The sequence below is a fragment of the Acinetobacter lactucae genome (assembly GCF_001605885.1).
Taxonomy (GTDB): Bacteria; Pseudomonadota; Gammaproteobacteria; order Pseudomonadales; family Moraxellaceae; genus Acinetobacter; species Acinetobacter lactucae.
Genome location: NZ_LRPE01000038.1, coordinates 37102 through 61792, shown reverse-complemented (window position 1 = coordinate 61792; position 24691 = coordinate 37102). Strand labels below are relative to the sequence as shown.

21 protein-coding genes are annotated in these 24691 nt (G+C 39.8%); 11 read left to right on the top strand and 10 right to left on the bottom strand.

Annotation, left to right across the window (positions count from 1 at the left end; all coding sequences use genetic code 11):
• Nucleotides 1-39 precede the first annotated feature (39 nt).
• A complete protein-coding gene (locus AWW73_RS14885; RefSeq protein WP_065129217.1) occupies nucleotides 40-1230 on the top strand; it encodes an MFS transporter in 1191 nt (396 codons plus the stop codon).
• Between the two features lie 27 nt (nucleotides 1231-1257).
• On the opposite strand, the gene AWW73_RS14880 is transcribed toward AWW73_RS14885, so the two are convergent.
• Nucleotides 1258-4155: a valine--tRNA ligase gene (locus AWW73_RS14880; protein ID WP_062850035.1), complete on the bottom strand. Its 2898-nt coding sequence runs from the start codon at nucleotides 4153-4155 to the stop codon at nucleotides 1258-1260.
• A 196-nt stretch (nucleotides 4156-4351) separates the two neighbouring features.
• On the opposite strand from AWW73_RS14880, the gene AWW73_RS14875 reads away from it, so the two are divergent.
• From AWW73_RS14875 to AWW73_RS14865, 3 genes are read left to right on the top strand one after another with little or no spacing between them, the layout of a single operon-like run.
• The gene (locus AWW73_RS14875; RefSeq protein ID WP_005064493.1) at nucleotides 4352-5023 is read left to right on the top strand and encodes a hypothetical protein; all 672 of its coding nucleotides are present in this window, start codon (nucleotides 4352-4354) and stop codon (nucleotides 5021-5023) included.
• Between the two features lie 25 nt (nucleotides 5024-5048).
• Nucleotides 5049-5855, top strand: a complete 807-nt coding sequence (locus AWW73_RS14870; RefSeq protein ID WP_057077447.1) for an SDR family NAD(P)-dependent oxidoreductase — start codon at nucleotides 5049-5051, stop codon at nucleotides 5853-5855.
• A 53-nt stretch (nucleotides 5856-5908) separates the two neighbouring features.
• Complete coding sequence (locus AWW73_RS14865; RefSeq protein ID WP_062850034.1) at nucleotides 5909-6343, top strand: nuclear transport factor 2 family protein; 435 nt, start codon at nucleotides 5909-5911, stop codon at nucleotides 6341-6343.
• Here the strand turns inward: AWW73_RS14865 and AWW73_RS14860 are convergent.
• The 8 genes from AWW73_RS14860 to sdsA all read right to left on the bottom strand — a co-directional run bounded on the left by AWW73_RS14860 (nucleotide 6340) and on the right by sdsA (nucleotide 17018).
• Entirely contained in the window at nucleotides 6340-6774 is a 435-nt protein-coding gene (locus AWW73_RS14860) for a YbjQ family protein (RefSeq protein ID WP_016143339.1), read from the bottom strand. The two genes, AWW73_RS14865 and AWW73_RS14860, sit on opposite strands and share 4 nt — an antisense overlap.
• Before the next feature lie 7 nt (nucleotides 6775-6781).
• Nucleotides 6782-7132 carry a YbjQ family protein gene (locus AWW73_RS14855; protein WP_000927245.1) on the bottom strand — a complete coding sequence of 117 codons (351 nt, stop codon included), beginning with the start codon at nucleotides 7130-7132 and terminating at the stop codon, nucleotides 6782-6784.
• Between the two features lie 108 nt (nucleotides 7133-7240).
• Complete coding sequence (adeK, locus tag AWW73_RS14850; protein WP_016143337.1) at nucleotides 7241-8692, bottom strand: multidrug efflux RND transporter outer membrane channel subunit AdeK; 1452 nt, start codon at nucleotides 8690-8692, stop codon at nucleotides 7241-7243.
• Entirely contained in the window at nucleotides 8692-11868 is a 3177-nt protein-coding gene (adeJ, locus tag AWW73_RS14845; RefSeq protein WP_062850033.1) for a multidrug efflux RND transporter permease subunit AdeJ, read from the bottom strand. The genes adeK and adeJ overlap by 1 nt, the downstream gene beginning before the upstream one ends.
• A 12-nt stretch (nucleotides 11869-11880) precedes the next feature.
• Nucleotides 11881-13131 carry a multidrug efflux RND transporter periplasmic adaptor subunit AdeI gene (gene adeI / locus AWW73_RS14840; RefSeq protein ID WP_062850032.1) on the bottom strand — a complete coding sequence of 417 codons (1251 nt, stop codon included), beginning with the start codon at nucleotides 13129-13131 and terminating at the stop codon, nucleotides 11881-11883.
• Between the two features lie 24 nt (nucleotides 13132-13155).
• Nucleotides 13156-13782: a phosphatase PAP2 family protein gene (locus AWW73_RS14835; RefSeq protein WP_061874892.1), complete on the bottom strand. Its 627-nt coding sequence runs from the start codon at nucleotides 13780-13782 to the stop codon at nucleotides 13156-13158.
• A gap of 183 nt (nucleotides 13783-13965) precedes the next feature.
• On the bottom strand, nucleotides 13966-16026 hold the full coding sequence (locus AWW73_RS14830) for a site-specific recombinase (RefSeq protein ID WP_062850031.1): 2061 nt from the start codon (nucleotides 16024-16026) through the stop codon (nucleotides 13966-13968).
• A 14-nt stretch (nucleotides 16027-16040) separates the two neighbouring features.
• Nucleotides 16041-17018: an All-trans-nonaprenyl-diphosphate synthase gene (gene sdsA, locus AWW73_RS14825; protein ID WP_016143332.1), complete on the bottom strand. Its 978-nt coding sequence runs from the start codon at nucleotides 17016-17018 to the stop codon at nucleotides 16041-16043.
• A 441-nt stretch (nucleotides 17019-17459) separates the two neighbouring features.
• On the opposite strand from sdsA, the gene rplU reads away from it, so the two are divergent.
• From rplU to AWW73_RS14790, 7 genes are all read left to right on the top strand, one after another.
• On the top strand, nucleotides 17460-17771 hold the full coding sequence (rplU, locus tag AWW73_RS14820; protein ID WP_000271409.1) for a 50S ribosomal protein L21: 312 nt from the start codon (nucleotides 17460-17462) through the stop codon (nucleotides 17769-17771).
• An 18-nt stretch (nucleotides 17772-17789) separates the two neighbouring features.
• Nucleotides 17790-18047 (top strand): 50S ribosomal protein L27, encoded by a 258-nt coding sequence (gene rpmA / locus AWW73_RS14815; protein ID WP_002116037.1) that lies wholly within the window; start codon nucleotides 17790-17792, stop codon nucleotides 18045-18047.
• A 239-nt stretch (nucleotides 18048-18286) separates the two neighbouring features.
• Nucleotides 18287-18982, top strand: a complete 696-nt coding sequence (lolA, locus tag AWW73_RS14810; RefSeq protein WP_062850030.1) for an outer membrane lipoprotein periplasmic chaperone LolA — start codon at nucleotides 18287-18289, stop codon at nucleotides 18980-18982.
• A 116-nt stretch (nucleotides 18983-19098) separates the two neighbouring features.
• Nucleotides 19099-19899 (top strand): RsiV family protein, encoded by an 801-nt coding sequence (locus tag AWW73_RS14805; RefSeq protein WP_062850029.1) that lies wholly within the window; start codon nucleotides 19099-19101, stop codon nucleotides 19897-19899.
• Nucleotides 19900-20017: 118 nt separating this feature from the next.
• Complete coding sequence (gene serS, locus AWW73_RS14800) at nucleotides 20018-21289, top strand: serine--tRNA ligase (RefSeq protein ID WP_057106112.1); 1272 nt, start codon at nucleotides 20018-20020, stop codon at nucleotides 21287-21289.
• 67 nt (nucleotides 21290-21356) lie between these two features.
• Nucleotides 21357-22730 carry a siroheme synthase CysG gene (gene cysG, locus AWW73_RS14795; protein WP_016143328.1) on the top strand — a complete coding sequence of 458 codons (1374 nt, stop codon included), beginning with the start codon at nucleotides 21357-21359 and terminating at the stop codon, nucleotides 22728-22730.
• A 43-nt stretch (nucleotides 22731-22773) separates the two neighbouring features.
• Nucleotides 22774-23247: a tRNA (cytidine(34)-2'-O)-methyltransferase gene (locus tag AWW73_RS14790; RefSeq protein WP_002116042.1), complete on the top strand. Its 474-nt coding sequence runs from the start codon at nucleotides 22774-22776 to the stop codon at nucleotides 23245-23247.
• A gap of 56 nt (nucleotides 23248-23303) precedes the next feature.
• Here the strand turns inward: AWW73_RS14790 and AWW73_RS14785 are convergent.
• Nucleotides 23304-24691: PT dipeptide repeat lipoprotein (locus AWW73_RS14785; RefSeq protein ID WP_240491659.1), on the bottom strand; the 1388-nt coding region annotated here is incomplete at its 5' end.

Here is a 24691-nt window from a genome sequence, read left to right as displayed (position 1 = left end):
TATTTTAGTACAACATTATATTTGATGTACCCGCTCAATATGAAAACCCCCATTCTTAATGAACAAAAATCTCAAGCTGGTTTGCATGCTTGGTTAGCAGTTATAGCTGTTGCTTTGGCGATTTTTATTGTAGTTAGTGTAGAAATGCTACCTATTGGATTATTAACACCTATTGCAAAAAGTATGCAACAACAATTAGGAAGCATGAGTCTTATTGTTTCTACTCCATCTTTAGTTGCTGCAATTACTGCACCATGTGTCATTTTAGTATTTAACCGCATTACTTGTCGTAAATTAATTCTTTTATTTATGTTGTTATTGTTTATTTCAACATTAGTTTTTGCAATGGCTAATGCATTTCATTGGTTGTTGCTGGCCCGAGTATTATTTGGAATTTCTATGGGGGGAATATGGTCCCTAGCAGGAAGTATTGCAGTTCGTTTAGTTCCAACTGCACAAGTTGGACTCGCCACTTCACTTATTTTTAGTGGTGTTGCAGCAGCTTCGGTATTGGGTGTGCCAATGGGAGTTTATCTAGGGGATTTATTTGGATGGAGGATGGCATTTATTAGTATATCGATGTTAGTTGCAATAGTATTTTTAATGCTATTTTGGTCATTACCACCTCTTACGGTTCAACAAACGAGTACATGGAGAGATACTTTAGTTGTATTAAAAAAAACAAATATTGTCGTTGGGCTAGGGATGACCTTATTTATAGTTACAGGGCATTTTTCAGCATATACTTTTATACGTCCGCTACTACAAGAAATGGCCCATTTCTCTGATTCTTCTATTGGAGCTTTATTACTAATTTATGGTGTTTTTGGAATTCTAGGTAATTTTATTTTAGGATTTAGTATTCAAAAATTTCTTTGGCAAACATTGTTTATCATTGCTTTATTATTGGGTAGTACATTATTTTTATTTATGTTTTTCGGTGATTCTAAGTTCCTTAGTCTAGTGTTACTTTTAATTTGGGGGCTTTCATATGGTGGGGTTTCAATATCATTAATGACTTGGATGATTCGTTCAGCTCCTATGCATATTGAATTAGCATCTGCACTTAATATTACTATGTTTAATTTATCAATAGGATTAGGAGCTTTTTTAGGTGGGCTAATTTTTGATGCTTTTGGAAGCGGGTTGAATCTATTTTTTGGAAGTGTATTAGCTTGTATTGCGGCCATTTTAATATTTATTAATCACAATAAAAATCCCCTCAAGTGAGGGGATTTTCTACATCAAATCACTGCATCAAAGCGCAGCAATCTGCTCCATATTCGCTTTAACTTTCTCTAACTGCGCAGCAAACTCAGCAAGCTTTGCTTTTTCACCTTCAACCACCGCTGCTGGCGCTTTAGACACAAAGCCTTCATTTGCAAGTTTGCCCGCGATTTGGTCGTGTTGCTTTTGGATTTTATCTAAATCTTTTTGCAAACGAGCAAGCTCAGCTTTAGGGTCAATTAAGCCTTTCATTGGTACAAATACCGATGCATGGCTCACAACGCTAGAGCAAGACAAAGGTGGCTCTTGGTCTTTATTCAAGAACTCAATACTTTCAACTTTAGCCAATGCTTTGAACAATGCTTCAATACGAATAATTTGTTCACGTTCAGCGTCAGACGTGTTTTGAAGTAATACTGGCAACAAGCGCGCATTACCTAGCCCTAACTCACCACGAATGTTACGTACTGCACCAATCAAGCCTTGAAGCCATTGCATATCTGCTTCAGCTTGTTCATTGATTTTTGCTTGCTCAGGAATAGGGTATTGAGCAGTCATAATCGTTGGGCCGCCTTGACCAAGCATTGGTGCAAGCGTTTGCCAGATTTCTTCTGTCAAATACGGCATTAACGGATGAGCCAAACGTAAAGAAGCTTCCATTACAGCAAGCAATACACGACGTACTTCAGCTTTACGCTCTTCAGAAACTTCTGCATCGTTCAGAACTGGTTTAGTTAACTCAACGTACCAGTCACAGTACTCATTCCAGATAAAGTCGTAAATCGCTTGAGCAGCAAGGTCTAAACGATACGTTGCAAATGCTTGATGTACAGCAGCTTCAGCTTTTTGCAGACGGCTCATAATCCATTGTTCTGGAAGTTCCCATAGATCAGGACGCGCTTCTTGACCAACAGTTTGACCTTCAACATTCATGAGAACGAAACGAGTTGCGTTCCAGATTTTGTTACAGAAGTTACGGTAGCCTTCAACACGTTTTAAATCGAACTTAATGTCACGACCAGTGTTTGCAAGCGCACAGAACGTGAAACGAACTGCGTCAGTACCATAAGCATTAATACCTTCTGGGAACTCTTTACGTGTTGATTTTTCAATCTTCGCAGCGTCTTTCGGGTTCATTAAGCCAGTTGTACGTTTTGCAACTAAGCTTTCTAAATCAATACCGTCAATCAAGTCTAATGGGTCAAGTACGTTACCTTTAGACTTCGACATTTTTTGACCTTCACCATCACGTACCAAGCCGTGAACGTAAACAGTCTTAAATGGAACTTGCGATGAACCATCTTCATTTTTCATGAAGTGTAGGGTCATCATGATCATGCGGGCAACCCAGAAGAAAATGATGTCAAAACCAGTTACCAACACATCTGTTGGGTGGAAGGTTTTTAAGAAATCATTCGCTACGTCTTTTTGTGCGTCGCCTGTCCAACCTAAAGTTGAGAATGTCCAAAGTGCAGATGAGAACCATGTATCAAGAACATCTTCATCTTGTTTAAGTTCAACGTCAGCAGCGATGTTATTTTTCGCGCGTACTTCTTCTTCGTTACGACCTACATAGATGTTGCCATTCGCATCGTACCAAGCTGGAATACGATGACCCCACCAAAGCTGACGTGAAATACACCAGTCTTGAATGTCACGCATCCATGCCATGTACATGTTGCTGTACTGCTCTGGAACAAACTTAATACGGCCATCTTGAACCGCTTCAATTGCAGGCTCAGCAAGAGGCGCAATTTTTACATACCATTGGTCAGTCAGTAATGGCTCAATGATCACGCCTGAACGGTCGCCGCGTGGAGCTTTTAAATCATACGGTTGGATTTGATCTAACCAGCTTTCCGCTTCAGCTTGAGCAACTAATTTTTTACGTGCTTCAAAACGCTCTAAACCAGCATAGTCCGCAGGTGCAGTAATCGTTTTAGAAATTTGTTCGCCAGCTTTTGCAATATATTCAAACTCACCTAAAACTTCGGCGTTTTTGTTGAAGATATTAATGATTGGCAAGCTATTACGTTTACCTAGGTCATAGTCATTGAAGTCATGAGCAGGGGTGATTTTTACACAGCCAGTACCGAAGTCTTTTTCAACGTAGTCGTCGGCAACGATCGGAATTAAACGACCTGTGATTGGCAATACAATATTTTTACCAACAAGGTGTGCATAACGCTCATCTTCAGGGTGAACAGCAACCGCAGTATCACCAAGTAAAGTTTCAGGACGAGTTGTTGCAACGACTAAATAGTCTTTGCCGTCTTGAGTTTTAACTGATTTGTCTTCAAAGAAATATTTAAAATGCCAAAGTGAGCCTTTTTCTTCTTTGCTTTCTACTTCAAGGTCAGAAAGTGCTGTTTGAAGTTTAGGGTCCCAGTTTACAAGACGCTTACCACGGTAAATTAAACCGTCTTCATGTAAACGAACGAATACTTCTTTAACTGCGTTTGATAAACCTTCGTCCATCGTGAAGCGTTCACGTGACCAGTCTACCGAAGAACCTAAGCGACGAATTTGTTTAGTGATCGTGCCGCCAGATTGTTCTTTCCATTCCCAAACTTTTTCGATGAACTTTTCACGGCCTAAGTCGTGACGAGTTACGCCTTGTAAGCCAAGTTGACGCTCAACAACCATTTGCGTTGCAATACCAGCATGGTCTGTACCTGGTTGCCACAAAGTGTTTTTACCCATCATGCGGTTATAACGGGTGAGGGCATCCATAATGGCATTGTTAAAACCATGGCCCATGTGCAAACTACCAGTGACGTTTGGTGGCGGAATCATGATACAGAATGATTCACCGTGACCAGAAGGTTTAAAGTAACCTTGTTCTTCCCACGTTTTGTACCACTTCTTTTCGATCTCGGTTGGATCGTATGTGGTTGCAATATTTTGAGCGGTTTGAGCGTCAGTCATAGTAGCTTAGATCGAATATGCATAAAAAATTGCATCTATTGTAGCAAAAAAATGCCTCGAAATTAATGTGCTGAAAACAGATAAACGGTTTTGTATTTTTTTCAAAAAACGGTAGATTTATGAAAGATGGATCACAATTTAATCGTGTGGCGACACGGCACAAAAATTACAAAAGAATTGAAAAAGGATGCTGCTGATGAGTTATGAAGTTTTTTTGAAAATTTCCGATTCGACTTATACACAATTCGAGGCTATTCGGCAAAAACTGCATGATGGGGTAAGCCAAAGTCAGGCAAAACCTTTAGGCGATGTACTCTCTGATCTTTCTTGTGAAATTATTGAGCAGGTTTTTTCTGTGCTTTTACAGTCAGGAAATGCAAGCATGTCTTCAAAACAACAAGCTGAGTCTGAAAAAGTTATTCAGCAAGTTTTAGAGACTTTTCGAAAATACATGCCTTGGTCAGTTTCATTCTTTGGAAATGAACGTCTTTTACCTTTAGTTGACTACATGACATCTCTCATGAAAGAGCAAGGGCAGCAAGTTTATATTACCTATCCAGTTACACTTCAACTGGTGCAACAAGCCGAAACCCTTACACAGCAAATTCGTGACGGTAATATGCAAAGTATTACGGCTGCATTTGAAACGCTTATACAAATTGTGGATTTAGGCGTAACAAGCCTAGTACGTGAACCTAAAAAGCGTTTAAAATTTAATTTGGTTGTCGATAAAACTCTTAATGGAGTCATCAACATGACGACGCATTTGGGCTATAAACGTTTGGAAAAGTTAGGGACACAGGTCGATCAGACCACAGCAACTCATTATATCAATCACTTTTTGGCCTTCATGCATCAAGCAGCATAATTTAAAAAGATAATAGGAACATTACATGGCCAAACTTGATACTTTGCAAAATAAAGTGGTATGGATTACGGGCGCATCTTCTGGTTTGGGTAAGGCCTTAGCAGGGGAATTGGCTTTACAAGGCGCAAAGCTGATTTTGACTTCGCGTCGTTTTGAAGAATTAGAAGAGGTTCGGGTTGGCTTATTAAATCCCGATCATCATTTGTCTGTGGTCGCAGATATTACTGATGAAAAGCAGGTTCAAGAGGCTTACAAGCAGATTTTAAAGGCGAAAGGCCGTATTGACTGGCTCATCAATAATGCAGGTTTGAGCCAACGCGCTTTAATTAAAGACACGACAATGGCAACTGAACGCGCCATTATGGAAGTCGATTATTTCTCACAAGTCGCACTCACCAAAACCGTCCTACCAACGATGCTAAAACAAAAGTCTGGCAGAGTTGTATTTGTGTCGAGTGTAGCGGGCTTATTAGGTACACAGTACCGTGCAAGCTACTCGGCTGCTAAAGCGGCAATTCATATGTGGGCAAATAGTTTACGTGCTGAGGTTTCAGATCAAGGTGTTGAAGTTTCAGTTATTTTCCCGGGTTTCGTAAAAACTAATGTTTCTTTCAATGCACTCAATGGCGCAGGGCAACCTCAAGGCCATCAAGATGAAGCAATTGAAAATGGTTTAGAGGCAGATGTTTTTGCAGAGCAAGCTGTAAAAGCTTTAGTACAGGGGCAAGAATATATTGTTGTGGGTGGGGCCAAAGAAAAACTAGGGGTGATGGTTTCTCGGATGTCACCAAAACTTCTTTATAAAATGATTCGGAAAACAAAAGTAAAATAAAAAAGTGATTTCGCCGTGCTAAATTGGTGAAAAACCCGCATAGAAGGTTCACCATGGATCAGGATTATCACCGTATTTTAGAAGTCGTCACGCGTTTTCAATTGGTCTTTGATCAGAAAAATTGGGACGCTTTTGACGAGTTGTTGGCAGATCAACTTGAGGTGGACTATTTCCAATTTAGAGGAGAGCCTTTATGTGTCGTATCTTGTCATGAATATAAAGGTTCTCGGCAGCAAGCTTTATCGCATTTGCGACTACAGCACAATGTGAGTAATCCAATTATTCGTATTGAACAAGACCAAGCATGGCTAGAATGTAATTATCAAATTTATCGTTTTTCAGAAAATGACTATTTTCATTCTTTTGGTCGTTATTATTTTACTTTGGCGAAACAACAAGACCATTGGAAAATTACTCGAATTTGCCAACATTTAACTAAAAATATTGGTAATCCACGTATTCACTTTTCTGCTGTGGGGCAGTATTAATCTTTTACTGCTGTACCATATGCAAAAACTTCAACCATTCCACCTTGCATACCAAGTTCGGTTGTACTCAGCCGAACTCCCATAATATGAGTAGCACCGACACTTTGAGCTTGTTGTTTTAAACGTACAATCGCTTCACGGCGAGCACGTTCAACAATACTTTCATAACTGTTTAGTCGTCCGCCCAAAATGTTTTTTATAGATGCCAATACATATTTAAAGTAGTCATGAGAAATCACGACATTACTGCTAATAAAGTGACCCAGTTGATCACTTGTTGCAAAACGATTGGTATCAATTCTGATATGGGCAAATTGTTGCTCTTTTTCTAGAAGTTCATTCAAATGTTTTCGTTCAATATGGCGGCCAAAAGCCCAACCAATACTGAAAAGAATGAGAAAAATAACAAGCTGAAAAATAAGATTGTCCATTTTCTACCTATGCATTAAATGGATCGGGTAGATGAGGGGCTTGAGGCTGCACAACCACTGCTGTGCCATATACAAATAATTCAGAAGCACCTTGGGCAATATTTGAAGTTGAAAAACGAATACCGACTATTGCATTCGCACCAAGTTGCTGAGCTTTTACAATCATACGCTGCATGGCTTCTTGGCGAGATTCTTCTAATAATTCGGTATAACCCGTAAGTTCACCACCAACAATATTTTTTAAACTTGCCATCAAGTCACGGCCAACATGCTTGCTACGAACGGTACTTCCGTAAACAACATCCAGCTGCTTTAAAATTTGGTGGCCTGGAACACTTTCTAAATTACTCAGTAACATTGTTTTTTATCAATCTAAATTCTTAAGGTTTCAAGATAAAAAATATTCAGCTGAGTTGCAATAAAAAAGCCCACCGAAGTGAGCTTTTATGAATAAGTTATTTAAAACTTATTGCTTTTTAAGTTCAGCACTAGATGGTTGATTAACCACTGTATCTGAAGTATTTGCTTTTAAACCACCACCTAGAGTTTTGTATAACTCGATTTGGTTATTTAAGTTTGCTTGTTGAAGCAATAACAAACCTTGTTCTGCTGAATAAGATGAACGCTGTGCATCAAGAACCGTCAAGTAACTATCAATACCAGCACGGAAGCGGGCATTTGAAAGTGTGTAGTTGCGGTTAGTTGCTTCTACTAGACGTTGTTGAGCTGTTAAACGCTCACCAATGTTGGCACGAGTTGCAAGCGCATCATTAACTTCGCGGAACGCAGACTGAACTGATTTTTCATAATCAGACAATGCAATTTTCTGATCAGTTTCAGAAATTTTTACATTGGCACGACGAGTGCCCCAGTCAAAGATTGGTAAGTCTAAGCTTGGTCCAATTGACCATACAAAACCACCAGACTTAAATAGATCACTTAAGTCAGTTGATGCATAACCTGCAGAACCCGTTAAGCTAATCGTTGGGAATAAACGTGCTTTTGCAGCACCGATATTCGCACCAGCAGCGCTTAAGTTATATTCAGCAGCTTTTACATCTGGACGGTTGTTAAGCAAGTCGCTTGGTAAACCCGCTGTAAATACATTTTGTTGCGTAATGCGTTTTACAGGTTGGGTTGGCAACAAGTTTTGTGGAACTGATTGACCTACTAACAAGTTCAACAAGTTTTGTGCTTGAGCAATTTGTGTTTTGTAGTTCGCTACATCATTACGCGCAGTTTCTACAGAAATCTGTGCCTGACGTAATGGAACTTCACTGTCGATGCCCACATCAAAACGTTTTTTGTTGAGATTGTAAGAGTCTTGCTGTGCTTTAAGAGTTTGCTCTGCAAGTCTTAAATTCGCTGTTGCGAAAGAATAGTTCAACCACGCTTGAGCCACTTGACTAATTAGACTGATTTGAGTCGAATCACGTGCACTTTGTGTTGAAAGGTAACTATCTAACGCAGCATCTTTTAAGCTACGTACGCGGCCCCAAAAATCAAGCTCATAGGCAGTTACACCCAAACCTACTTGATAAGTAGAGTAGGGGTTATTCGGATCACGGCTTTGAGAAACCTGACGAATTGCACTACCACTTGCTCCGATAGTTGGAAGCTGGTTGTTTTGCGTAATTCGATATTGCTGTTGAGCACGTTCGATATTAAGCGTTGCTGTACGTAAGTCGCGGTTGTTGGCAAGGGCCAAATCAATCACTCCGAGCAAACGAGGGTCAGCAAAGAATTCTTTGTAACCTTGTTCAGCAATAGACGTACCAGAAGCGCTATATGCATAGCTTTGTGGAATATCGGTTTTCACGACTGGTTCTGGGCCGCGCATGCTTTGACAAGCTGTCAAAGCAAGCGCAAGTGCAGATACCGCAATGCTACGACCTGAAATAGACCATACTGTTTGCATCACGATTTATGCTCCTGAGTGTTTATGGTTTTTGGTTTGTACTTAAAGATACTACGAATCCACACATAGAATACAGGGATAAAGAAGATACCTAAGAACGTTGCACTGATTACGCCGCCGAGTACACCGTAACCTACGGAGTGCTGACTTCCTGCGCCTGCACCTGTTGAAAGGGCAAGTGGAAGTACACCGAAACCGAAGGCAAGGGTAGTCATGATAATTGGGCGTAAACGCATTTTTGCAGCATGTAAAGTTGCATCAATGAGGTCTTCACCTTTTTCCTGCAGCTCTTTCGCGAACTCAACAATCAAGATCGCATTTTTTGCAGAAAGACCGATTACCGCAATCATCGCTACTTGGAAGTAAATGTTATTTGAGAGATTTGGATCTCCTTTAATAATCATACCCAAGTAAGTCAATACGATTGCACCAATAATACCGAGTGGTACCACAAGTAAAACCGAGAATGGAATAGACCAGCTTTCGTACAATGCAGCCAAACAAAGGAAAACGATTAACAATGAAAGCGCATATAAGAATGGAGCTTGAGCACCAGACTCACGTTCTTCAAGTGATAAACCTGTCCATTCATAGTCGAAACCTTGTAAGCCCATAGAAGGTAACTTAGCAATAATTTCTTCCATCGCCTTCATTGAGTCACCAGAGCTCACGCCAGGTGCAGGTGTACCTTGAATGTTAACCGATGAAACGCCGTTATAACGTTCAAGACGTGGAGAACCGTATGTCCATTCGCCAGTAGCAAATGCAGAGAACGGAACCATTTCGCCTTTGTTATTACGTACATACCACTTGTTTAAGTCTTCAGGCATCATACGGCTATTCGAATCACCTTGAACATAAACTTTTTTCACACGTCCACGGTCAACGAAATCGTTGATGTATGAACCACCCCATGCAATACGCATTGTATTGTTAATGTCGGCAATGCTCACGCCCATGGCACCAGCTTGAGCCTGATCTACATTAATTTGATATTGAGGTGTATCTTCTTGACCATTAGGGCGAACACCGACAAGACGTTTATCTTGTGAAGCCAAACCTAAAATTGCGTTACGTGCGGCAATAAGTTTCTCATGGCCTTGACCACTTGAATCTTTAAGCTGCAAGTTAAAACCGGCTGTTACACCAAGTTCAGGCATTGCTGGAAGTTGTAATGGCATGATGTAAGATGCGTCTTTAACGATCATGTTCAATGCCATACCACGCTGAATCAATGCGCCAATTTGAGATTCTGGTGAAGTACGCTCACTCCAATCTTTCAATTTAACGAAGCCAATACCAGCATTTTGACCAACACCTGTGAATGAGAAGCCTGAAACGGTGAAAATAGATTGCACAGTATCTTTTTCATTCATGAAGAAGTTGGTCATGGTGTCAATCACTTTACCGGTACGGTCAAGCGTTGCATTTGGCGGTAATTGAACAAGTGTCATGACCACACCTTGATCTTCTTCTGGTAAGAATGAAGATGGGAGTTTTTGGAACAAGAACACTAATAAAGCAATCACTACAGCGTAAAGTACGCCAGAGAAGATTTTGCCCTTAAGCATGCGGCTAACACCATTTTGGTAGCTATGCGACATGCGGTCAAAACCATTGTTAAAGCCTCTAAAGAAACGAGCAAAAATATTATTGCTTGGTTCTTTGTTAGGATCATGCTGTTTTAAAATGGTTGCACAAAGTGCCGGTGTGAATGTTAACGCCACAATTAACGATAGAACCATTGCTGTTACAAGGGTAATCGAGAACTGACGGTAAATAACACCAGTTGTACCACCAAAGAATGCCATTGGTACGAATACAGCTGTTAATACACTCGTAATACCAACTAACGCGCCAGAAATCTGTTGCATTGATCGTGAAGTCGCCGTAACCGGATCGGTATGCTCTTCACTCATAACACGTTCGACGTTCTCGACTACAACAATAGCATCATCGACCAGAAGACCAATTGCCAATACCATGGCGAACATGGTTAAGGTGTTAATTGAGAAGCCAAAGATATTAATAACAGCGAATGTACCTAATACAACAACAGGTACAGCAAGTGTTGGAATAATCGTTGCACGCCAGTTCTGTAAGAACAAGAACATGACAATGAATACCAAAATTACTGCTTCAATTAATGTGTGTACAACACTTTCAATTGAAAGACGAATAAATGGAGTCGTGTCATAAGCCAGTTTGTCTTCAAGACCCGCTGGATAATTCTTGCGTAGTTCAGATAAACGTTGTTCAACAGCTTCTGCTGTGTCGAGTGCATTGGCACCGGTTGCAATTTTAATTGCAAGACCACCAGCAGGTTTACCATTAAACTTCGAATCGAACTGATAGTTATCAGAACCTAACTCTACACGTGCAACATCTTTTAAACGAACCTCAGCACCAGATGCTGTGTTCTTTAAAAAGATATTTTTAAACTGTTCAGGTGTTTGCAACAAACTTTGAGCATTCACTGTTGCGTTAAGCACTTGACCTTGTACAGCTGGTGCACCACCTAATTGACCTACCGCTACTTGTGAGTTTTGCGCTTGTAAAGCTGTCGCAATATCACTAGGGGTAAGCTGATAACTGGTTAACTTAGCTGGATCAAGCCAAATACGCATCGCGTATGAACCACCAAAGACAGTTACCTCACCCACACCAGCAACACGGCTCAGTGGTTCTTTAATTGATGAGTTTACATAGTCTTTAATGTCTGAGTCAGAAAGACTGTTATCTGGTGAGTAAAATGCAATAACTTGCAGGAAGCTTGCACCAGATTTAGTTACTGTTACACCTTGACGTTGTACATCTTCTGGTAAAAGTGCAGTTGCAGATTGCAGTTTGTTTTGAACCTGAACCTGTGCAATATCTGGATCAATACCTTGTTGAAAGTTTAATTCAATAGAGGCCTGACCGTTACCAGCACTGTTAGAAGAGATATAACGTAAACCATCTAGACCATTCATTTGTTGTTCAATGATCTGGGTTACGGTGTTTTCAACAGTTTCAGCCGATGCACCAGGATAAGTTGCAGAAATCGTAACTGTCGGTGGTGCAATCGTCGGATACTGTGCAATAGGCATTTTTGTTAGCGTGAGAATACCCGCCAACATAATGACTAATGCAATCACCCACGCAAAAATGGGGCGATGAATAAAAAATTGTGCCATTCAATCTACCCCTTATGCATTTGAAGATGCTTTCTGTTCTGCTTGAGGTTTACCTGATTGAGCCGGTTTTGTCGCATTTGGAGCTGCACCTTGTGGATTCGCTGGTTGAGCTTGGTAAGGCTTTGCTGAAACTTCTTGCCCTTCTTTAACTTTGGCAACACCGTCAACAATCACTTTATCACCAGCTTTAAGACCGTTAGTCACAATCCAGTTTTGTCCTTGAACACCAGAGGTTACAACAGGACGACTCTCAACAGTACCTTTGGCATTAACAAGCATTGCTACAGCTTGACCTGTAGGTAAACGCGTAATTGCAGCCTGAGGAATCAGGTAAGCATTAGGAACTACACCTTGAACAATTTGTGCAGTTGTATACATGCCTGGAAGTAACAGATGATTCGGGTTCGAGAATACAGCACGTAAAGTAATCGTTCCTGTATCCTGATTTACAGAAGCATCAGAGAAAGCAAGTTGTCCTTCGATTGGGTAAGTTGAACCGTCTTCGAGCTTCAATTTCACTTTCGTGTTGTTACTGTTGTTTAAACTGCCTTTGCTAAGTTGTTGACGTAAACGTAATAACTCGGCACTAGACTGGTTAATATCAACATAGATCGGATCTAACTGTTGAATCGTCACTAAAGGATCAGTTTGGTTTGCAGTAACTAAAGCACCAGCTGTTACAGAAGAACGTCCAGACTGACCAGAAATTGGTGAGCGAATTGTAGAGTAGCCAAGATCAACATTTGCATTCGTTACTTGAGCTTTTGCAGCAGAAACTTGTGCTTCGGCAACATTAACCTGACCAAGTAAGTCGTCATATTCTTGTTTAGATACAGCATTACTCGAAACAAGCTGCTTATAACGGTTTAACTTAGTACGTAGTGAAGCTAGATTTGCCTGTTGTTGTAAAAGGGTAGCCTTTGCATTTTCAAGCGTTGCACGGTTAGTTCGAGAGTCCAGTTCATAAAGAGCCTGTCCTTCACGAACGTAACTTCCTTCAGCAAACAAGCGTTTTAAAATCACACCACTTGTTTGAGGACGAACTTCAGAAATTTGATATGCTGAAGTACGGCCGGAAAGCTCAACGCTTTGTTCAACACTTTGTGGTTGAGCAACAATAACACCTACTTCTGTAGGCGGCATTTTTTGAGCAGCAGCAGCTTGCTGTTTCTCATCGGAGCCTTTGCTACAACCAACAAGTGCGATACTTGTTGCTAATGCGCAAGCAGTAAGGGCAGGAGCCCAAAGCTTAGCCGACATCATTGTTCCACCTCGTTTAGATAAAATCTAAAAATATATTTGTTTTCTACTTAACCTACTTTGTGTTTGTAATAACCAGAGCCAAAGCAGTGCAATCCAAATAAAACCTATGCCCCAACCGGCGAGTACATCTGTTGGAAAATGAACTCCAGCATATATTCTTGAAAGCCCCATGCAGATAAACCAAAAACAGGAGATCAAAATGATATAAGGAGAGTTAATGTTGGGTTTATGGCATAACATTAAGATTGCCATACAAGCTAGTGTTGATGCATAAACACTATGTGCACTTGGGAACGATGCACCATAACTTTCGACAATATGATATGCCAGTGGAGGTCTTGGGCGGTCAACACACCACTTGAGCAGCCAACCCGTGATGATACTGCCAAGAACACCCACGCTAATGAAAATAACAGTAATATATTTTTTATACCATGCTTGATATAGACATACCAGAAAGGATAAAAAACATACAAAAGGCATACCACCTATACGCGCTAAAAAGATCGTAATAGAGTTAAGATAATCTGATCGATTTTCACTCAATATTTGAACGGTGAGAAGATCCAAAGATTGAAGTCTTGGTACAAAAAGACCAAGAACACCTAATCCTAAAAAAATACAACCAATAAAAAGCAATATATAGGGCATGTATATACCTTTGCTTGTTCAAGCAGTGTCCACTACTGAAAGCCGTTAAAAGTGTACTTGCCAGTACACTTTTTTTCAAGCCTGATAGATCATCGTAAATTCATTTTGAAAATTTTTTAACATTTGGAAAAACAATCACAACAAAATTGACGAAACTCACATTCTGTGTACAAAGCAAAACTTTTAGTGCTCTGTTTTTTTTCCCTGGTTTGTTGACGTATTTTCTTCAAGTTCTAATGGTTGTTTTGGTGGCCAAAAAAAATCGCTTGGACGAGTTAAAAAATGGGTCATAACCAATTTGGCTAAAGGTTTCCATTGTTCAAAACGGACTCTACGTGCTCGTAATGCCACAATAATCGTTAAGGTGAAACTCACGAATAAGTTAGTAAGACCAATGCATAGCACCCCTAGAAAGGACACGATAATCAGGCCAATATCTGGGCTGCCATTAATTGTCATCAAACCTTGAATAAAGTTAGCAGATGCAAAGGCAATATGGCGGATATCTAAAGGTAACCCTAGAATAAAACCTATGGTCCCCATACTTCCTAACATGATCCCGAATAAGAAGTTACCAGCTAAGGCACCTAAATTACGTTCAATATATTCAGCAAAACGGTTAAGGCGATCTTGCCCAAACCAGCTAGCTAAGCGACGATGCGCTCTTAGGCGTGGACCAACTTTTCGGTAAACAGCCATGTTGTCAAAGTATCCAGCAATGAGACCTGACAAAAACAGACATACTCCAGCAATTGCCGCATGTGGAACTGCTAGTGAAGTAAAGGGGTTTAGACTGTGTAATAGATAAGTTGCTTTAGTATGGGTTAATAACGGTTCATCAAGGTAAAACTGCCAAGCAAAAGTAATGAGTGCTGCAGTAGGAATCGCAATCGAAATATTGCCCAAAATAGCAATAAATTGCGTGCGAATAATATTAATAATCAGGGCCGCTAACTCTGCAATTTGAGCTGTTTTAGAGCCTTTACGTTGCTGTACTGTTGCAGCAAGAGCCGCAGCCGTCATAGCGGGTTGCTTGGTTGCAACAGTAAAGTGCAGAACATGAATTAGAATGAAACCTAGAGAGTAATTCATACTGAAAGTAAAGGCTTGCATAAGCGGAGCCATTGTCATTCTTGCAGCAAGAATTTTTAGAGATGCCATAAAGGCAATAATGACACCTGCACCAGCGGCAGCTTTATACATTCCCCAAAAGCCTTTGGTATCGGTACTTACATAATGTTCACCTGTACGGCTGGCATTCTCTGTTACCTGAAATGCAATAAGTTCACTTGTTGTGCTGAGCAAAGATCGAACACTTTTTTCACTGTAGTGCGCCTTGGTTAAATCGGAAATAAGATGCCCTAAAGAGACATATTTTCCTTTGGTGTTATCTACGACCAAATAAAGGAGTAATTCAATTCGGTCAAGGCACTGCTCGAGTAAGGACAGCAAATAAGTCAAACTTAAACTGACACCAATTCTTTTCGTAGCGCGGCGAATCTTTAATACAACATCCCGACATTGTTCCAACATAACGAATGCTTGTGATGCATCGGGAGGAGCAATTACCGCAATTTCATGATCAGAAAGCTCTTGTTTCTTATATTTTTCTATGAACTCAATAATTTCACGGTTCTGAACTAGAAAAGGGGATTCATATTCCGTTAATTCTGGTTGAGCATTAATAAATTCGGGATAAAGCCCAATTCCACTAATTCGATAAGATAAGACAGTGATGGCTTTAATCATTTCACTTTGAATGACTAACTTCTCATCGACATTACTTTGGCTTTGTCCAATAAGACTAAATAAATTTGCCCAATCTTCATCAGCAATATTATTGAGCCAGATTTTGTCACTTTCTAAATAGAAAATTTTTCCAATTAATATTTTGAGTTGGCTTGAGTCTTCTATGAGCGGTAAAAAATGTGCTCCTAATCTTTGCCCAAGCTGGTTCCAAAAACCATCTAAAGACAAAATCCCACTGTCTGCATATAAGCTGACTTGTTTATAGTGATTAATTAAACGTAGTAAAAAAGTTTGTAGTAAGAAGGGCGCTGTAGGTGTGCGCAAAAGACTTTCAATAAAAGCCTGTATTTTTTTCTTAATTTCATCCGTATCTTGTGGGTCGGAAGGACGGACGACATTGACGAGTTCAATCAGTAGATTTTCATCAATGACAGCTTGAGGATCCTCAAGCTGTTTCTCTATTTTTAAAAAATGATCTGAAAAATTTATATGCATAGGCAAAATAATATCTATTGTATTCGATGTAACGCAAGCTGAGTTAAGTTAATCAAAGCCTGACGATACGGTGTATCAGGGAGGTTTGATAAAGCTTGCAGTGCTGCTTCTGTTTCTTCTTGGGCACGTTGGTGGCAATAATCTAAAGCACCAGACTTTTGTACAATTTCGATGACCTGAGGTAGTTGGTCTACTCCACCAGTTGCGATACTGCGACGAATAATCGCATGCTCTTCACCTGTTGAGTGTGCTAATGCAGAAATTAACGGTAAAGTTGGTTTTCCTTCCATTAAATCATCACCAATATTTTTACCTAATGTTTCAGCATCTGATGTGTAGTCTAAAATATCATCAATGATTTGGAATGCATTACCAAAATGACCGGCAAACAATCTTAATGGTTCACGATATGCTTCTTGTCCAGCCAAAATAGCGGCACCTTCTGTAGCCAGCTCAAATAGGCGAGAGGTTTTGCCATGAATAATTTTTAAATAAGTTTCTTCAGTTGTATCTGGTTGATGCTGCGATTGAAGTTGTAATACTTCACCTTCAGCAATTTCACATGTACCTGTTGAAAAGTCTTTCAATAGAGTCATGTTGTTTAAATCGACCAATAAATCGAAAGCACGAGCAATCAGGAAGTCGCCAACTAAAACGGCTGTCTGATTATTCCATGTTGCATTTGCTGTAGGGCGACCACGACGAAGCCCGGATTCATCTACCACATCATCATGAACCAATGTCGCAGTGTGCAACATTTCAATGATTGCAGCTAAACGCTGTGCGTTTGCCATATTATCTAAACCACAAGCACGGGCTGCGAGTAAACACATGATTGGACGCATACGCTTTCCGCCAGCTTCAACAACATGTTTGCTGACAGACATGACTAAACCGACTTTTGAGCTAATTCCTTCATTAATCAAGTGATCCATCGCAGCAAAGTCTGAGGCAACAGGCGCAAGAATGTCTTGCTTGAAATCGATGACCATATGAAGAAAAACCCCGTATTGGTAGATAAGTGGCGTTAGTGTATCAATTAAAGGTGTGTTGCACAGGTTAACAAGTGGCTGATATTAATCATTTCTATTGTCTTTAAGCGTTCTTTGTTTTTTATTTAAGCAAAACATGATGTTTCCGGCAAAACAATAAATTTAATGACATCAGCATTAATACAACTTGTTCTTGACGCAATTTGTGTCTGGAACTGTATTTTAATTTTCATTCAGAATCAATGAAAACTGCTAAATTCCAGTCCAAGCTGTTTGATTTTGTAAGAATAGGGGATCATGCTTTACTGATATATAGAAAATACTTGTCGTTTGATCAAATTTCACTTAAAATCTGTCGCCTTGTATAACCCCAGTGGCGATCGTTTTAAGATCGATATATCCCTTTATCGACACGACGACACGGGCTGATTGGAGTACATTATGTACGCAGTAATCCAAAGCGGTGGTAAACAGCACCGTGTAGTTGAGGGTGAAACCCTTAAAGTTGAATTATTGAAAGCTGAATCTGGTGCGACTATTACATTTGATGATGTATTAATGGTTGTAAACGGTGACAACATTCAAATCGGTGCTCCAGTTGTGGCTGGCGCTAAAGTAACTGCAGAAGTGATTGGTCATGGTCGTCACGACAAAATCCGCATCATTAAAATGCGTCGTCGTAAACACTACCGTAAACAACAAGGTCACCGTCAATGGTTCACTGAGTTGAAAATTACTGGTATTTCAGGCTAATCACGAGGAGTAAGAGACATGGCAACTAAAAAAGCCGGTGGATCGACGAAGAACGGTCGTGATTCAAACCCAAAAATGTTAGGTGTTAAAGTTTACGGCGGTCAAGCTGTAACTGCTGGTAACATCATCGTTCGTCAACGTGGTACAGAGTTCCACGCTGGTGCAAATGTTGGTATGGGCCGTGACCATACTTTATTTGCTACTGCTGACGGCGTAGTAAAATTCGAAGTGAAAGGTCAATTTGGCCGTCGCTACGTAAAAGTTGAAACTGTATAAGTTTTAGCTTCAAAAAAGCCCACATTTTGTGGGCTTTTTTTATGGCTCTAATTTTTATTTATCTTCATCATGATGAATGAAATTCTACAAACATCATGAATAACATAACAAAATATCTTATTTTCTCAATGATTAGCACAGAGTTTGTCGGTTAATATGAGTCTTGAATTAAGAGCTTACTCAGTTTCATAACTTTGAAAGAGGGTAAGTTGTCTTACAGCAACTAAAAAGGTGATGACATGAATATGCTTCGTAAAACTATGTGTGCTATTACACTTAGCGCGTCAGTGCTTGCTCCTGTAATGAGTACTACAGTGTTTGCTGCGCCTGTAGCAGCACCGGAGCAACAGGCAATTGGGAACCTGGTTAATCAGTTATCAGGTTTACAGCGTTTGACTGCCGACTTTGAACAAACTACTAAAGCAAATGCGAAAACTGTCGCACAGAAAAAGAGTTTAAGTGCACAGCATATGAACCAGACATTTAAAGGCTCAATGAAAGTTGAGCGTCCGGGGAAATTTTATTGGGAAACAGTAAGTCCTGCTAAACAAACGATTGTAACAAGCGGAAAAACAGTTTGGATCTATGACCCAGATTTACAACAAGCAGTCCGCCAAAGCTTAGATGATCAGGTTGCAGATACACCAGCCTTATTACTTTCTGGTAATACTAACCAAATCATGAAGTCTTATCGTGTAACACAACCGGATAAATCTAAACTTTATTTCACATTATTTCCTAAAAAAGAAGATGGTGCTTTCCAAAGCTTAACCATTAGTTTCGGTGCGAATAAAGCGCCTACACTGATGGTGTTACAAGATTCACTAGGTCAAACCACCTATGTGCGCTTCAAAAACGTGAAAGTAAATGCTTCAATTCCATCATCTGTCTTTAACTTTACGCCACCAAAAGGCACAGATGTTATTGACCAATAATTAAAGCCTCTTCAAAAAAAGCTACCGTAAAAGGTAGCTTTTTTATATAAGAGAGACAGATACATTTTTTAACCCCGTCTTATTCCTACGCTTTGTATAGTGTTAGAGGTAAATTCATGGGGATTATTATGCGACTTTACGATAAGAAAATTATTTGTATTCTTCCATTAATGGCTGCAATGGCAATTGTGACTGGTTGCCAACCAAAGTCTGCGGCTAAAGAGGAGCAGGCCACTTCAACTGCAAAAGTTAAAGAGACTACAGAGGCTGGTGTTCCTGTAATTCAAGCAAAAGTAATCCCAGTAAAATTGCCAAAATCAAAAGTTTGCTTAGAAGATGGTTGTACTGAGTATGACTTCCAAACAGTACAGACCAATCAAAAATGGATTAATGATTACTTTACCAATCGTATAAAGAAAGCAGATCCGAATGCTTTTGCAAATTTAGCTGATCAACCAGTTGAAGTACCTGAAGGTGAACCAAGTTCAAGTCAAAGTGCAATTTATGTTCGCTATTTAGGGCAAAACTATAATCTTGCTACCTTTGTATTACAGACGTATTCATACTCAGCTGGTGCTGCACACGGCATGTCTCATCAAGAATTTGTAAATTTTGACTTATTAAATAAAAAGCACATTACTGTTGCTGAACTTATTCAGCCAGATGTTGAAAAACAGTTGGTTGATGCTCTTTTTGAAGCAAATACAAATTGGCTTCAAGAGCACAATATCAGCCGTGAAAAACTGCAATTAAGTGATAATTTTTACTATGGTGCTAATGGTATTGTTTTTGTCTATCCGATCTATGAATTAGCTTCTTATGCAGAAGGAATGTCTGAGTTAACGCTGCCATATTTTGAAGCGAGTAAATTCATTAAACCTGAGTATTTGCCAAGTGTGCCAAACTATAACTTGTAAAATAGGTGGTCTATTCTAACAATTGTGTGAAAGCTATTCGTTATGAAGATGATCACTATATTTTTTAGTGTGAAGGCCTTACACTATAGCCAGTTTTTTACCCATATTATGATTGATTATGATCGACCCTAAGTTACTCAGAAATAATATTGAAGCTGTTAATGCGGCTTTGGCAAAACGTGGTGTTCAATTAGATGTTCAAGAATGGGCTTCTTTAGAAACTCGCCGTAAAGACTTGCAATCAAAAACTGAAAAATTGCAGGCAGAACGTAATGCTGGTGCAAAACAAGTGGGTCAGATTAAAAAATCCGGTGGTGATGCTTCTGAAATCATGGTGCGTATGCAAGCCATTGGTGATGAAATCAAAGCTGCTGAAGTTGCTTTGTCAGAGTTACAAAACGAGATTGAACAAAAAGCGTTAAGTATTCCTAACTTACCAGATGAGTCTGTTCCTGCTGGTAAAGATGAAGATGATAACGTTGAAATCTCAAAATGGGGTACGCCTCGTCAGTTTGATTTTGAAATCAAAGATCATACTGATTTAGGTGAGTGGATGGGCGGTTTAGAGTTTGAAACTGCTACTAAATTGACTGGTTCACGTTTTAGCGTATTAAAAGGTTCTTTAGCGCGCCTACAACGTGCATTAACGCAGTTTATGCTTGATACCCATACTTTAAAAAATGGCTATACAGAAGCTTATGTGCCTTATTTAGTCAATGCTGATTCACTGCGCGGTACTGGTCAGTTACCAAAATTTGAAGAAGATTTATTCAAACTTCAAGGCGAAAAAGAATATTACCTCATCCCTACAGCAGAAGTTCCTGTTACTAACTTTGTTCGTGATGAGATTATTGATGCCGAACGTTTACCTTTAAAATATGCAGCGCACACGCCATGTTTCCGTAGTGAAGCGGGTTCTTATGGCCGCGATACGCGTGGTTTAATTCGTCAGCATCAATTTGATAAAGTTGAGATGGTGCAAATCGTTAAACCTGAAACATCAATGCAGGCACTTGAAGAGCTTACTGCACATGCTGAGGGCATTTTGCAGGCACTCGGTTTGCCATACCGTAAAATTTTGCTCTGTGGTGGGGATATGGGCTTCGGTGCGACTAAAACTTACGATTTAGAAGTTTGGGTTCCAAGTCAAAATACATATCGTGAAATCTCAAGCTGCTCTAATATGGGTGATTTTCAGGCACGCCGCATGAAAGCACGCTACAGAATGGATCAAAAGAAGACCGAATTGGTGCACACACTAAATGGTTCAGGTCTGGCTGTAGGCCGTACTTTGCTTGCTGTAATGGAAAATTACCAACGTGAAGACGGTTCTATCGAGATTCCAGAAGTATTACGCCCATATATGGGTGGTGCAACTTTTATTGACTAAGCTTTGCATCTAAATTGTGCACGGTTTTTGCTTAACCTAAATCAGATGATTAATGTAGAGGTTTAAGGTGGATATTTTTCCAATCTCTTTAAAGTTGCAACAGCAACATTGTCTGATTGTGGGTGGTGGGCATATTGCGCTGCGCAAAGCAAACCTTTTAGCCAAAGCAGGAGCAGTAATCGATATTATTGCTCCTGCAATTGAAGAGCAGCTTTTACAGTTAGTCAAAACGACAGGTGGGGAGTATTTTGCCGAGTCCTTTGCCGAAAAAATATTAAATACACCATATCGATTAGTTATTGCTGCAACTAATGATGCACAAGTGAATAAAGCTGTTTTTGAACAATGTGAAGCGCGTAATTTACTGGTAAATAGTGTCGATGATATTCCACACTGCCGCTTTATGGTTCCAGCTATTATTGACCGTTCTCCATTGATTATCTCTGTTGCGTCAAATGGTGCATCGCCAGTTTTATCAAGACAACTTCGTACTCAAATAGAAACGATTGTTCCGCACGGCATGGGGAAACTTGCTGAGTTTTCTGGTCAATGGCGTAAGCAGGTAAAAGAAAGAATTCCCAATCCAGATGAGCGTCGGATTTTTTGGGAAAACTTATATGCCAGCCCATTAAAAGAACAAGTTTTTAATGACAATTTAGAAGTTGCAAATGATTTGATTCAGCAAGCCTTAACGGAATGGACTGCACCTAAAGGTGAAGTTTATTTGGTAGGGGCAGGACCCGGTGATCCAGAGTTACTGACACTAAAAGCATTACGTCTTATGCAGCAAGCAGATGTGGTGATTTATGATCGTCTTGTTTCTGCGCCCATTTTAGAACTTTGCCGCCGTGATGCGACTAAAATTTATGTGGGTAAAGCTCGTTCAAATCACTCTGTTCCCCAAGATGGCATCAATGCTTTATTGGTGGAGTATGCTCAAAAAGGAAAGCGTGTTTGTCGTCTAAAAGGTGGTGATCCATTTATCTTTGGGCGTGGTGGTGAGGAGATTCAAGAGCTAGTTGAGGCGAATGTCACTTTCCAAGTTGTACCGGGTATAACTGCAGCATCAGGCTGTTCAGCTTATGCAGGTATTCCTTTAACACATCGTGATTATGCGCAAAGTGTTCGTTTCTTGACTGGACATTTAAAGGAGGGTTCACCTGAACTCCCTTGGAATGAACTGGTTTATGAAAATCAAACTTTGGTTTTATATATGGGGCTAGTTGGCTTGGAGCGTATTTGTGAGCAACTTATTGCTCATGGTCAACGTGCTGATATGCCAGTGGCTTTAATCTCTAAAGGAACCACACCAGAACAGAAAGTTGTCGTTGGAACATTAGCTGATATTGCAACTAAAGTGTCTGAACATCATATCGTAGCACCAACTTTAACCATTATTGGTGAAGTGGTGAGTTTACGTGAACAGTTAAAATGGCAGTAAGTTCATCTGAGTTTATTGCTGGTTATTAAAGTCGAGAAAATTTGTGATTCATGTTGTCCTCTACGAGCCTGAAATTCCTGCCAATACAGGCAATATCATTCGTTTATGTGCTAATACGGGCGCACAGTTGCACTTAGTCAAACCTCTAGGTTTTGAATTAGATGATAAGAAGCTCAAACGAGCAGGTCTTGATTATCATGAATGGGCTCGTATGCAAATTTGGGACAACATAGAGCTTTGCCTTGCGGATTTAAAAGCTAAAGGTGTCGAGCATGTTTTTCCACTCACCACTAAAGGCTCAGCGACTCCGCATACAGTTGATTTGAATCGACCAGTGGCTTTACTGATGGGACCAGAAACACGCGGCTTGCCTGAGCATGTTCGCTTAATGTTTCCTCAAGAACAGTGGATTCGTTTGCCAATGGCTGAAAACTCAAGAAGTTTAAATTTATCTAATGCAACGGCCGTTATTGTTTATGAAGCATGGCGTCAGCAGGGTTTTAAAAACTTAGGATAAGTTTATAGCTTTTAAAAAAAATAAGGCCACAGTTGTGGCCTTATTTTTTAGATGTCTTATTTAGGGAAAACAACACCACTTGCTAAGTCATAATTTGTTGGGGAGTTGGTATAGACCGATCCAAGTCGAACTGCAAAGAACCAACCTAATTTACCTTGGTCTTGAATTCGATTTTCAAAGATATATGGCTCATCTGTTTCGGATGCAGCATCTTCAATAAATACTTTGTATTCAATAGGTCCTGTATTTTCACTATCACGCTCAAATAAGTAACCATCAATATTAAAGAAGCCTAAATTATTGTTTGCATCAACTAGTCTGTAACCTTCGGCTGCCTGCTCTTTAAGAATTTTTTCAAGCTTAATTGCATCGTCCTTGTTAAACGGAATATGTTGTGGAACTTCAAAATAACGATAAGCATAAGTCCCGTTATGTGTGCTGCTATTTACACAAGTAGGTACATAGAAAGTTCCATTCGTTGTGCCATTATTGGTGAACTCTGAGTTAGCATAAATTAGTTTACAACCCTGTGCACCAAGTTCATTGAAGGCATTTAAAATGCTTGTGCGAGAAGTGTTGGTTAAGAAACGATTAGAATAAGAATATGTTGCTGGTTTCTTATCATTTTTCACAAATAAATATTTGTCTGTATCAGATGTAACCTCGCCAAATGAAAGCTTATATATATAGCCTAAGCTACCTTGTTTATTTAACTCATTCACCCATAGTAAATAACGGTTTGCTACTGAATTAGTTTTAACATCAACTGTTTTATAGGTGTATGTGTCAGTGGATTTATTGTTTTTAACATATAAATTTTTATACAGCGCAAAGCTTCCATCCGGATTATCTAAACTTACAGATGGCGTGAGAAGAGCGTAGCCTTGGCGTCCTTGGTCATTCAGTTGATTTAATACATCTGCCCAAGATTCTTTATTATCTCCTAATCTATAACTTGCTGTTGCCAATACTTGAGTTGGCTTTTGCATGCTTGCTGGTGGAGTTGTTTTTGTGAAGCACGTATTTGTGAGATCAAAGTTTGCTTGCTGGAGATAGTTATGTATTGCATTTGGCTCATCTGTAGGAACCAGACAGAATTGGTTTGCATTTTTAAAACCCAGAATGGCTGGCTGTTTCTGAGTTAGCTTTCCTGCTACTACAAGCTGCCAATCTACTTTGTTGTAGCTTGATGTTTGTACGGTCTGTGGCGCTCCCATATTTGAAACAAGACTAAAATCTTCAGCTTGGCGGTAACTTGCCACAATGTTACCTGTACAGTTTGATTCATTTTCATAGCGTACAGTTTCACTGGCAAATCGAACGCTGTTATCTGAAACCTTGATGACGTTCATTTTTAGAGCAGAGCCGTTAATACAACCTCCTTTGCCTGCTAACCAACTTCCAACGAAGCGGTCCGCTACACTTGTTGGTGTTGGTGTTGGTG

What these genes read in the sequence shown, in the direction of transcription:
- serS (WP_057106112.1), top strand. Translation starts at nt 20,018, where the DNA reads ATGATCGACCCTAAGTTACTCAGAAATAATATTGAAGCTGTTAATGCG.
- sdsA (WP_016143332.1), bottom strand. Translation starts at nt 17,018, where the DNA reads ATGGTCATCGATTTCAAGCAAGACATTCTTGCGCCTGTTGCCTCAGAC.
- lolA (WP_062850030.1), top strand. Translation starts at nt 18,287, where the DNA reads ATGAATATGCTTCGTAAAACTATGTGTGCTATTACACTTAGCGCGTCA.
- AWW73_RS14855 (WP_000927245.1), bottom strand. Translation starts at nt 7,132, where the DNA reads ATGTTACTGAGTAATTTAGAAAGTGTTCCAGGCCACCAAATTTTAAAG.
- AWW73_RS14835 (WP_061874892.1), bottom strand. Translation starts at nt 13,782, where the DNA reads ATGCCCTATATATTGCTTTTTATTGGTTGTATTTTTTTAGGATTAGGT.
- AWW73_RS14860 (WP_016143339.1), bottom strand. Translation starts at nt 6,774, where the DNA reads ATGGACAATCTTATTTTTCAGCTTGTTATTTTTCTCATTCTTTTCAGT.
- AWW73_RS14865 (WP_062850034.1), top strand. Translation starts at nt 5,909, where the DNA reads ATGGATCAGGATTATCACCGTATTTTAGAAGTCGTCACGCGTTTTCAA.
- AWW73_RS14880 (WP_062850035.1), bottom strand. Translation starts at nt 4,155, where the DNA reads ATGACTGACGCTCAAACCGCTCAAAATATTGCAACCACATACGATCCA.
- adeK (WP_016143337.1), bottom strand. Translation starts at nt 8,692, where the DNA reads ATGCAAACAGTATGGTCTATTTCAGGTCGTAGCATTGCGGTATCTGCA.
- AWW73_RS14885 (WP_065129217.1), top strand. Translation starts at nt 40, where the DNA reads ATGAAAACCCCCATTCTTAATGAACAAAAATCTCAAGCTGGTTTGCAT.
- rplU (WP_000271409.1), top strand. Translation starts at nt 17,460, where the DNA reads ATGTACGCAGTAATCCAAAGCGGTGGTAAACAGCACCGTGTAGTTGAG.
- AWW73_RS14870 (WP_057077447.1), top strand. Translation starts at nt 5,049, where the DNA reads ATGGCCAAACTTGATACTTTGCAAAATAAAGTGGTATGGATTACGGGC.
- rpmA (WP_002116037.1), top strand. Translation starts at nt 17,790, where the DNA reads ATGGCAACTAAAAAAGCCGGTGGATCGACGAAGAACGGTCGTGATTCA.
- adeI (WP_062850032.1), bottom strand. Translation starts at nt 13,131, where the DNA reads ATGATGTCGGCTAAGCTTTGGGCTCCTGCCCTTACTGCTTGCGCATTA.
- AWW73_RS14830 (WP_062850031.1), bottom strand. Translation starts at nt 16,026, where the DNA reads ATGCATATAAATTTTTCAGATCATTTTTTAAAAATAGAGAAACAGCTT.
- AWW73_RS14875 (WP_005064493.1), top strand. Translation starts at nt 4,352, where the DNA reads ATGAGTTATGAAGTTTTTTTGAAAATTTCCGATTCGACTTATACACAA.
- adeJ (WP_062850033.1), bottom strand. Translation starts at nt 11,868, where the DNA reads ATGGCACAATTTTTTATTCATCGCCCCATTTTTGCGTGGGTGATTGCA.
- AWW73_RS14805 (WP_062850029.1), top strand. Translation starts at nt 19,099, where the DNA reads ATGGGGATTATTATGCGACTTTACGATAAGAAAATTATTTGTATTCTT.